Raw genomic sequence first — 9,185 nt, 5'->3', positions numbered from 1 at the left:
CGGGACCTGCCGGGGGTGGCGGTGCTGCTGCGGGGCCGGCGCCGGGTCGGCAAGTCGCGGCTGGTGGAGGTGTTCTGTGAGCGGGCACGCGTCCCGTTCGTGTTCTTCCAGGCGAGTCAGGGCGCCGATCCCGCCGCCGAGCGGGCGGCGTTCGCCGCGGCAGTGCTCGAGTCCGACCTTCCCGGTCGGGATCTCTTCGAGTCCGGCACGGTTCTGCCGACCTGGGCGGCGTCGTTCCGTCAGCTGGCCGCGGCGTTGCCCGCCGACACGCCGAGCATCGTGGTCATCGACGAGATGCCGTGGCTGATCGAAACCGACCCGGCGCTGGAAGGGGCGCTGCAGACGGCCTGGGACACGCAGCTCTCGCGCAAGCCGGTCCTCCTGATCCTGATCGGTTCGGACCTGGCGATGATGGAGCGTCTCGACGACTACCGGCGGCCCTTCCACCAGCGGGGCACGGTGATGGTGCTGCCACCGCTGAATCCGGCCGAAGTCGGCGCCATGGTCGGCCTGCCGGCTGCCGGAGCCATCGACGCGTACCTGGTTACCGGCGGCCTGCCGCTGATATGCCAGGAATGGGGGTCAGGCCAGTCGGTCGAGAGCTTCCTCGCTGTCTCGCTCGCCGACCCGACGTCCGCACTGCTGGTCTCGGGAGAACGGTCACTCGCCGCCGAGTTCCCAGGGCATATCCAGGCCCGCACGGTGCTGGCCGCTATCGGTAACGGCGAACGTACGTGGAGCGGCGTTCGCGCGGCGGCGTCCGCCGGAGCCGAGCCGATGGCGGCGAGTTCGCTGACGAACGCACTGCGCCTGCTCGAAGCCAAACGTGTGGTTGCTGTCGACACCCCGCTTTCGACCAGGCCGGCCGAGAAGGAGCGCCGTTATCGGGTGGCCGACCCATATCTCCGCTTCTATCTCGCCTATCTCGCAGCCGGCCTGCCGCTCGTGGAACGGGGGCGAGGGGATCTGCTGCTGCGGCGGGTTAAACGATCTTGGTATGCCTGGCGTGGCCGGGCGGTGGAACCGCTGATTCGGGAGACTCTGCTGCGTATGGCGCCGGAACTCGGTTGGCCCGAGGCGGAGGCCGTCGGTGGCTGGTGGAACCGGCAGAACAACCCCGAGATCGACGTGGTCGGCGCTGACCGGGAGGGGGCTGCGAACCGCATAATCTTTGCCGGCAGTATCAAATGGCAGTCGACGCAGCCATTCGACCAGCACGACTATGCCGCGCTGGTGCGTGATGTCACCGCGGTGCCGGGCTTTGACACGTCGACCGAACTTCTCGCCATCAGCCGGACGAGTGCTGCCGCCGGTGTTCCCGCCCGTTCCATCGGCCCAGAAGATCTTCTGGCAGCGTGGAGATCTCTCCCGCGGAACGGGCACCCCGCGTAGGTAGCCGCGTCCTCCGAGGACTGGAGCAGCCGTGGTCTCCGTCGAACCGGGGCCATTCATTCTCAGTGACGGACGGCTACCGGGCGAGGTGGATCAGGGTGGTGGTGCGGGCGGTGGCGAGGTGGCCGCGGCCGGGTGGGGTGGCGAAGAACTGGTCGGGTTCCAGTTTGAAGCCGTGTTCGCGCGCCACCACTGGTGAGGTGGGTGTGAGCAGCAGCCGGGCACCGCTGGTCATGACCTCGCTGGATCCCGTCCCAGCAGGTGGCGGCCTGGCGCGAGCCACACGATCAGGCCCGCGTCGTGACCGTCCCACACCCGTAGAGCACCGGCGACACCACGTTGGACGGCGCGCGGCCAGGGGCCCGGAGCGCCGATACCGATCGTCGCGCCGTGCACCAGGGGGCTTTCGGCAACGCTCCCGGCGCGGTCGAGCGGCTGGTCGCCGACGAAGCAGCGGCGGCCGTCGACCAGCGGCAGCGCGTCGAGCACGGAGCCGACCTCGGTCTCGGGAGCGGCCGATATCTCGACGTCGCGCCGGGTACCCGCGTCGGGGTCGTGCACACTCAGTCTGAGGATCATCTCCTGCTTCGCTCCCGTGCGCGTTCCACACCACCATCAGGCGACATCACTGCCGATGCCCCCATCACGCCTTTCGCGAAATCGGCCGGAATTGTTGGCAAATGTACTCGGCTGGCCTTTACGAACGCCAGCAGCCGGGAAGCCGGCCGCTGGCGCGGCCCAGTATGCCGGCCGACCGCCCGGCTTGGCCGTCGTGTCCAGCGTGGCACCTGAAAAGACGACACGATCGGCAAATCGGTGAACTGGGCCGGAGCGGCGCGGTGCGCCTCTGATGCGGGGCCCAACCGCCGAGTCCCGAGGCCGGTCGTATCCCGGTTGGCCGGGACGGCGACGTGGTGCAACCCCGCTGGCGCGTGTCAGCGTCGCGTTTCACGACCGGACAGGGTTCCCCTGTGGGCCACCGTCGGGTTTACGGTGGCGTAAACTTGATGATGTGACGACCATGATGCGGGTGAGTCCCGAGACCAGGGAGCGGGTGCTTCGGGTCGCAGCCGAGGACTTCGGCGGCGCCAGCGCCGACGAGACCGTGCGTCGGCTGCTGGACGAACACTGGCAGCGCAAGGCCGTCGCCGCGATGGACCGTTTCCGCGCGCAGGATCCGGGGGGCTGGGCCGAGTATCTGGCCGAGGGACGGGCGTGGAGCGCGGTGGACGCCCCGGTCGCCGACGCGGCGTGGGATGCCGACGAGGTGTGGGACGAGAGCGTGTGAGGGTGGGCGTCGCGCCCTGGGAGGTGTGGTGGCTCGACTTCGACCCCACCGAGGGGCGTGAGCAGGCCGGCCGGCGTCCGGCCCTGGTGGTGTCCTCGCGTTTTCACCTGGCGCTGACCGGTGGCGCGCTCGTCAGCGTCCTGCCGTTGACCACGCGGGAGCGGCCCGGCTGGATTCACCGGGTCCGGATCGACATCCCCGGCAAGCGTGCCGGCTGGGTGATAACCGAGCAGGTCCGGACGGTCTCGGCCGGCCGGCTGACCGGCCGCGGCCCGCTCCACCGGCTGGACGCCGAACAGATCGCCGAGGTGCGCACCGTCCTGGCCCAGATGATCGACCTCTGATGGGACGTACCGGGTCGCCGTAGGGCCGGCTCGGTGCCGGTAGCCGCCGGTGGGTGAGCGCTCGCAACCTCTGGACGTAAGTCGAGTCCCAGGGGCAGACCGTGCCCCTGTCGGTGATTATCGTCGGCATGGTTGGGGCGGCCGGCGAAGAGATGGCGCGGGGGCTGTCAGGCAACCGATAGTGACGTGGCTCAATTGGTCGTGGGAATGTGCTCTGCGAAGCATGGTGGCCCGCCGGCGGTATGGCGACCGACCAGCCCGTCACCGGTCGGCGACATCGACGCCGGGCATACAGCGACGGGGGAGCGATGAGCATTGTCTCCAGACCGGAGATCCCACCTTCTGAGCCGGATGTTGCCTCATTTCCGTCCCGTGACCTGGCGGCACTGCGTTTCCGTGAGCGGTTGAGAGGTTATTTCTCGACCAGGGTGACCGACGACTTCCGGGCCGGATTCGCCCGGGGTCGCTCCGCGCGGACGTCGGTCCGCATCGATCTCACGGTCGACTTCGACGACGCCGACGCGCTGCTGCGTGACCAGAGCACGCCGGGCCGCCCGTCGGGAAGCGTGCGGGTGCCGATCCTGTCGAGCACGGCGCTGACGATCGAGGACGGCGAGTGCGTCCTCCGCGAACCCGACCCCGATCGGGTCGAGACCTGGCACGCGCGGTACCGTCTGCTGCTCGTCGCCGACGACGGTGGACGCTACATCCTCGAGGGCTTCAAGGTACTGCACGATCATCCGGGGCTCGACGCGTGGTCCGACACGACCACCCTCAACCTGACGCTGCGCACGGACGACGGGCGGACACTCGGGGCGGGCCGCGCCAGGTCCGCGTGGCGCGGCCCGCTGCGGGCGCTTCGCCTGGCCCGGCGGGTCCGGGCGCCGTGGGCGATCGAGGTGCGCGGTGTCACCGACGCCGGCCGCCGCCGGGAGTACGAGCTGGCCGCCCTGAAGCTGCTCGCCAGGCACCTGCGGCGGATCTACGGCGGCCCGCTGGACGAGGCCCGGCGCTTCCCCGCCGCCACGGCCCACCGGCCGGCCGGCCCCAGGCGGCGGGCGCTGCGCCTGCCGGAGCCCGAGGTTCGCTGGTGCGGCGAGGGCGGTCGCTGGCACGAGGGCGCCGAGGTGGGCGCCGACGGCTGGCTGCGCCTGATCCGCTACCGGGGCGGGGAGAAGGGGCCGGTGCTGCTCGCCGCCGGGTTCGCCATGTCCACCGGAGCCTTCGTCACCGACGCGATCCGCACGAACCTGACCGAGTTCCTGGTCGAGCACGGCTACGACGTCTGGCTGTTCGACTACCGTGCGTCCATCGACCTGCCGTCATCGACCACCCAGTTCACCATCGACGCCATCGCCACCGAGGACTGGCCGACCGCGGTCGCGGAGGTTCGGCGGGTGACCGGGGCAGCCGACGTCCAGGCGTACGGGCACTGTGTGGGCTCCGGGTCGCTGCTGATGGCGCTGGCGGCGGGCCTGCTGCCCGACGTCCGCTCGGTGGTCTGCGCCCAGTTTCCGCTGCATCTGGTCACGTCACGACTGAACAGGCTCAAGATCGCCCTGCGTGTCAGTGAGCTGCTCACCGCCGCCGGTCTCAGGCTGGTTCGGCCGGCCCGCCGGTTCACCCTGCCGAACGCCGCCGTCGACCTGGCGTTACGCGCGCTGCCGATGGCCCCGTCGGAGCGGTGCGGCCAGGCGCTGTGCCGCTGGATCAACGCCATCTTCGGCTGCACCCACCGGCACGCCCAGCTCAACCAGGCCACCCACGAGGCGCTGCACGGCATGTTCGGCGTCGGCAACATCGCCTCGCTGCGGCACCTGGCGTCGATGATGCGGGCGGGCCGGGCCGTCGACGCCGCGGGCGGCGACGTCTACACCCGTGATCCGCGGTTCCTGCGGCTGCCCATCCACCTCCTGCAGGGGACGGAGAACTACATCTTCCTGCCGGAGGGGAGCGCGCGGACCCTGCGCTGGCTGCGTGACGCCAACGGCCCGGAGCTATACAGCCGCAGCATCCTGCCCGGTTACGCGCACCTGGACGCGGTCATCGGCCAGAACGCCGACCGGGACGTCTACCCGCTCATCCTCCAGCACCTGGAAGCATCCGCCGGGGTTCTGACGGCCTCCGCCGAGGTCGAGCTGTCACGGTGACCCGGCCCGTCGCGGCGGTGACCGGGTCAGGCTCCTGGCGGTATCTGCCGGTCCGCGCGGGTGCGTATCGCTTTCAGGTCGAGGTCGGCGGCGGTCCGCAGCGCGGCCGCGCGCAGGCCCTCGGCGCGTTCCCGGTCGCCGTCGCAGCCCCGGGCGGTCAGCACGAGCGCGTACTCCGTCTGGGTGAGCGCGACGAACGGCACGGAGCCCATCGTCTGGTGCCGCTCCAGAGCCGCCTCGAAGTGCGCGCAGGCGGCGTCCCAGCGGCCGAGCGTCCCGGCGAGCACCCCGAGGTGGTGGGTGACCGCGCCGAGGAAACCAGCCAGACCCAGGGTGGCGTTGTGCCGGGCGAAGGGGAGGACGAGGTCGTAGAGCCGGCCCGCCCACTCCTGGTCCCCGACCGCGGTCACCGCCTGGACGAACGCGACGATGGTGGCCCACCACGAGTAGTTCTCGTCCAGCCTGGCCGGCGCGTCCGGGGAGAGCCGGCCCAGCAGCTGACGGACCTGGCCGTCGGCGCCGGACTCCGCGCCCAGCCAGGCCCGCATCGCCGGCCAGATCTGGATGTGTGACTGGAGGGTGGCGATGTCGTCGATGAGCGAGCGGGCGTCGGCGAGGCGTCCCTGCAGCCACAGCATCGGGAGCGCCTGGCCGATGGGGATCAGGTCGGTCTGCGAGTGGCCGAGCTGGCGCAGGTGGGCCTGCAGCTCACCGGCCAGCCGTTGGGCGTGCCCGTAGCGTCCCTCGATGGTGGCGACGACCACGTTCCACATGGTCGCGATCCGCAGGAACTCGGGATGGCGCAGTTCGCGGGCGAGGTCGGTGAGGGTGGCGGCGGTGTCGGCGGCCAGCTCGAACTCCCCTCGCCGGAACCGCGCGGACATCTTGATCCGCAGTCCGTCCAGGAGCAGTTCGTGGTTGCCGAGCTCCTCGCCCAGCCGCAGGATCTCGGCGGCGTCGACAAGCTGCTCGTCGACGTCGCGGGGGCCGTCCAGCGCCCAGCAGCGGTGGCGCAGCACGGTGGCCAGGGTGGCGAGGTCCCGCACCCGCCGGGCCATGGCGATCGCCTCCCGGCAGAGGGCGACCCGTTCGGCGTACGGGCGCTCGTGGTGTATCCAGTGGGCGAGCCGACCCAGGGCCCTGGCCCGGGCCGGGCTGTCGGCGGTGCCCAGACGCTGCAGCGCCTCCTCCAGCAGCGCCCGGCCCCGCGGGTCGGGGCTGACCGCCGGGGGCAGCACACCGCCGTAGCCGAAGGCGGCGCGGGTGAACAGATCGGTGGAGTCACTGCTACGGGCGGCGGCGGCCGCCTCGAGGAAACGGGCGTCCCGGGCCGGGTACTCCTCGGCCCGTCCGTGGGCGTCGCCCAGGGCGAGCAGCAGTTCGGCGCGCAGCCCGCCGCCGTTGCGGTCCAGCACGTCCAGCGCGCGGCGGTAGTGCAGCACCGCGCCGTCGAAGGCGGCCTCCGCCAGGGCCCGGTCGCCGGCGAGCCGCGCGTAGTGGACGGCCCGGTCGGCGACGGCCGGGTCCGCGGACGCCCAGTAGTGGTGTGCGAGCTCGGCGTGGGCGCTGGCCTGGCGGTCCTGGAAGGCGTCCCCGATCCGGCGGTGCAGCCGGGCGGAGCGGGTGACACCCAGGTTGTCCCGCAGGAACCGGCGTACGACCGAGTGCGAGAAGACGTACCGGGCGGGCTGGTCGTGGTCCTCGTGCACCAGACCGGCCTGCTGCGCCTCGTCGAGGAGGTCGAGCAGGCGCATCTCGTCGATCCTGGTCGCGGTGCTGAGGATGTCCACGTCGAACTCGTGGCCGATCACGGAGGCGACGTCCAGCGCGGCGGCGCACTCCCGGGACAGCCGGCTCAGCCGCCAGCGCACCAGATCCCGCACGGTCTCGGGGATCTCGATCTGGGACGGGAGCGGCGGCCCCGACAGGTCCGCCAGGTGTGCCGGCAGCGGCCGGTCCGGCTGAAGGGGCTCCGTGGGGGTCAGCGGGGCCGGCAGCGGGTTCGGCGGTGCCGGTGGGGCTGGCAGGTCCGTCGACAGGTCCACCGGGTCCACCGGGTCCACTGACGGGGCCCGGCCGGATGCCGGGAGAGGAGTGGGGAACAGCGTCCCCATGTCCACCAGGTGGCGCATCATCTCCGTGAGGAAGAACGGGTTGCCCGCGGTGTCCGCCCGCAGTTCGCGGGCCAGCGCGAGGTCGGGCCCGGACAGCCCGTCGCCGGTGATCCGCCCGAGCAGTGCCACGGTCTCGTCGTCGTCGAGGCCGTCGACGGTGATCCGTCGGCAGTCGACGTCCCGGACCAGTCGGGGCAGGAAGTCGCTGAGCTCCCCGTGGTCGGTGCTGCGGTAGGTGGCCACCACGAGCAGCGGGGTGGCCCGCAGCGCCCGCGTGATGTGCTGTAACAACAGCAGGGAGGAGCGGTCCGCCCACTGCAGGTCGTCGAGGACGGTCAGCACGGGGCGGCGGGCGGCCATCGTGGCCAGCCAGCCGTCGATGGCCTCGAACAGGCGGAACCGTTCGGCCTCGGCGTTGCCCGGCAGCGGGGTGCCGCCGACGCCGATGCGTTTGGCGACCTCGGGGAACAGCCGGGAGATCTCGTCGGCGTGCTCGCTGAACTCGGCGCGCAGCACGGACCGCGGGCAGGTGCGGGAGTATTCGCTCAACGCCTCCCGGTAGGCCTGGTAGGGGGCGAGGACGTCCTCGTCCCAGCGGCCGTAGAGCACCAGTCCGCCGTCGTCGAGCGCGATCCGGGCGATCCGGGCGGCCAGCGTGGTCTTCCCGATGCCGGGCTCCCCGCTGACCAGGGCGAGTACCCGGTGCCCGGAGCGGGCCCGCTCCCAGCTCTCCCGCAGGGCCCGCAGCTCGGCCACCCGGCCGACGAAGGCGGCGTCCGCCATGCTGGCCAGCCAGCCGAGGTGGGAGCCGGCGGAATGCTCGCCGTCGCTGTCGGCGTCGTCGTCAGCGGCGGCGCCGGCGACCGTCTCGTCGCACATCCCGGCCGAGGCGGACGCGTCGGGGGCTCGCAGCGGCGGGAAGGCGTTCTGCAGGTCGGGCACGACCAGCTGCCAGATCCGCTGGGTCTGGTCGAAGTCCTTCAGCCAGTGCTCGCCGAGGTAGCGCATGTCGAGGCCGTCGGGCAGGGCGTCCTCGACGAGCGAGTGGGTGATCTCCGACAGCAGGATCTGCCCGCCGTGCCCGGCGGCGCACAGCCGGGCCGCCCGGTTTACCCCAAGCCCGACGAACCGGCCGGTCCACGCGGTCGGCTCGGTGGTGTGGAGGCCCATCCGGACGCGGACCCGGGCGCCGGCCGGCCACTGGTGCGCCGCCAGCGCGCGCTGGGCGGCGACCGCCGCCGCCACGGCGTCCTTGGAGGTGCGGAATGCGACGAAGAACGAGTCGCCCTGGGTGTCGATCTCCCGGCCGTTGTTGGCGGCGAAGGCCTGCCGTTGCAGGCGCTGGCAGGCGGCCAGGATGTCGCCGTAGCGCTCACCGTGCCGGCGTACCAGCCGGGTCGAGCCCTCGATGTCGGTGAACAGCAGCGTCACCGTGCCCGTGGCGGACGGTTCGCCCGACAGCGGGTCGGTCAGCATGTTCTGGTCGACGAGGGAGCCGGGGGTGACCAGGCGTATCCGCGGTCCGGGTTCCACGGCGGCCTCGTCCGTGCCGCACCGCTGGTCGGCAGCCCCGGAGGTGTCGGTGACGGCCACATCGCACCCCTCGGTTCCCCGGGCTCTCCGACGAGACGGAGAAACCATGATCATGATGTCTTTGGTCCACTGGATACTCACGGGTGAAACCCGGCGGGGAAGCCCGCACAGGGATATCAAAACACCTGCCAGGGTCGTGCACGCGACAACGGGTCGCCCATGTCCGGAAGCGTCGCGGAGGATTACCGGACGTCGCGGTTTGCTCACGGTCGACGGGCGATCGTGGCTCACTTTCTTCGGGTAATCGGACGGATGCTATCAGTCATCATCCTCCCGGCAGGTCGGCCGAACGCCTCGATGTGCG

Annotated in this window: 7 protein-coding genes; 4 read left to right on the top strand and 3 right to left on the bottom strand. The window is 71.6% G+C overall.

The features are described from left to right. A partial coding sequence (locus tag FrCorBMG51_RS05195; protein WP_047222014.1) for an ATP-binding protein occupies nucleotides 1-1,392 on the top strand: 1,392 nt, incomplete at its 5' end. Between the two features lie 76 nt (nucleotides 1,393-1,468). On the opposite strand, the gene FrCorBMG51_RS27920 is transcribed toward FrCorBMG51_RS05195, so the two are convergent. Both FrCorBMG51_RS27920 and FrCorBMG51_RS05190 read right to left on the bottom strand, forming a co-directional pair. Beyond that, nucleotides 1,469-1,627: a hypothetical protein gene (locus tag FrCorBMG51_RS27920; protein ID WP_157180398.1), complete on the bottom strand. Its 159-nt coding sequence runs from the start codon at nucleotides 1,625-1,627 to the stop codon at nucleotides 1,469-1,471. Then, nucleotides 1,624-1,971, bottom strand: a complete 348-nt coding sequence (locus tag FrCorBMG51_RS05190) for a hypothetical protein (protein WP_047221955.1) — start codon at nucleotides 1,969-1,971, stop codon at nucleotides 1,624-1,626. Before FrCorBMG51_RS05190 ends, FrCorBMG51_RS27920 begins: the two co-directional genes overlap by 4 nt. Before the next feature lie 433 nt (nucleotides 1,972-2,404). Between FrCorBMG51_RS05190 and FrCorBMG51_RS05185 the strand changes: the two genes are divergently transcribed. The 3 genes from FrCorBMG51_RS05185 to FrCorBMG51_RS05175 all read left to right on the top strand — a co-directional run bounded on the left by FrCorBMG51_RS05185 (nucleotide 2,405) and on the right by FrCorBMG51_RS05175 (nucleotide 5,174). After that, entirely contained in the window at nucleotides 2,405-2,680 is a 276-nt protein-coding gene (locus tag FrCorBMG51_RS05185; RefSeq protein WP_235433325.1) for a hypothetical protein, read from the top strand. Then, nucleotides 2,677-3,024 carry a type II toxin-antitoxin system PemK/MazF family toxin gene (locus FrCorBMG51_RS05180; protein WP_200902337.1) on the top strand — a complete coding sequence of 116 codons (348 nt, stop codon included), beginning with the start codon at nucleotides 2,677-2,679 and terminating at the stop codon, nucleotides 3,022-3,024. Before FrCorBMG51_RS05185 ends, FrCorBMG51_RS05180 begins: the two co-directional genes overlap by 4 nt. Nucleotides 3,025-3,452: 428 nt before the next feature. Continuing rightward, the gene (locus FrCorBMG51_RS05175) at nucleotides 3,453-5,174 is read left to right on the top strand and encodes a lipase family protein (RefSeq protein ID WP_052914326.1); all 1,722 of its coding nucleotides are present in this window, start codon (nucleotides 3,453-3,455) and stop codon (nucleotides 5,172-5,174) included. A 26-nt stretch (nucleotides 5,175-5,200) separates the two neighbouring features. Here the strand turns inward: FrCorBMG51_RS05175 and FrCorBMG51_RS32400 are convergent, their stop codons facing one another. Then, the gene (locus tag FrCorBMG51_RS32400) at nucleotides 5,201-8,881 is read right to left on the bottom strand and encodes an AAA family ATPase (RefSeq protein WP_047221952.1); all 3,681 of its coding nucleotides are present in this window, start codon (nucleotides 8,879-8,881) and stop codon (nucleotides 5,201-5,203) included. Nucleotides 8,882-9,185: the final 304 nt, after the last annotated feature.

Origin of the sequence: Protofrankia coriariae (assembly GCF_001017755.1) — a bacterium.
In the GTDB taxonomy this organism is placed as follows: domain Bacteria; phylum Actinomycetota; class Actinomycetes; order Frankiales; family Frankiaceae; genus Protofrankia; species Protofrankia coriariae.
Note: the sequence above shows the minus strand (reverse complement) of the source record. Positions and strands in the feature narration are given on the sequence as shown.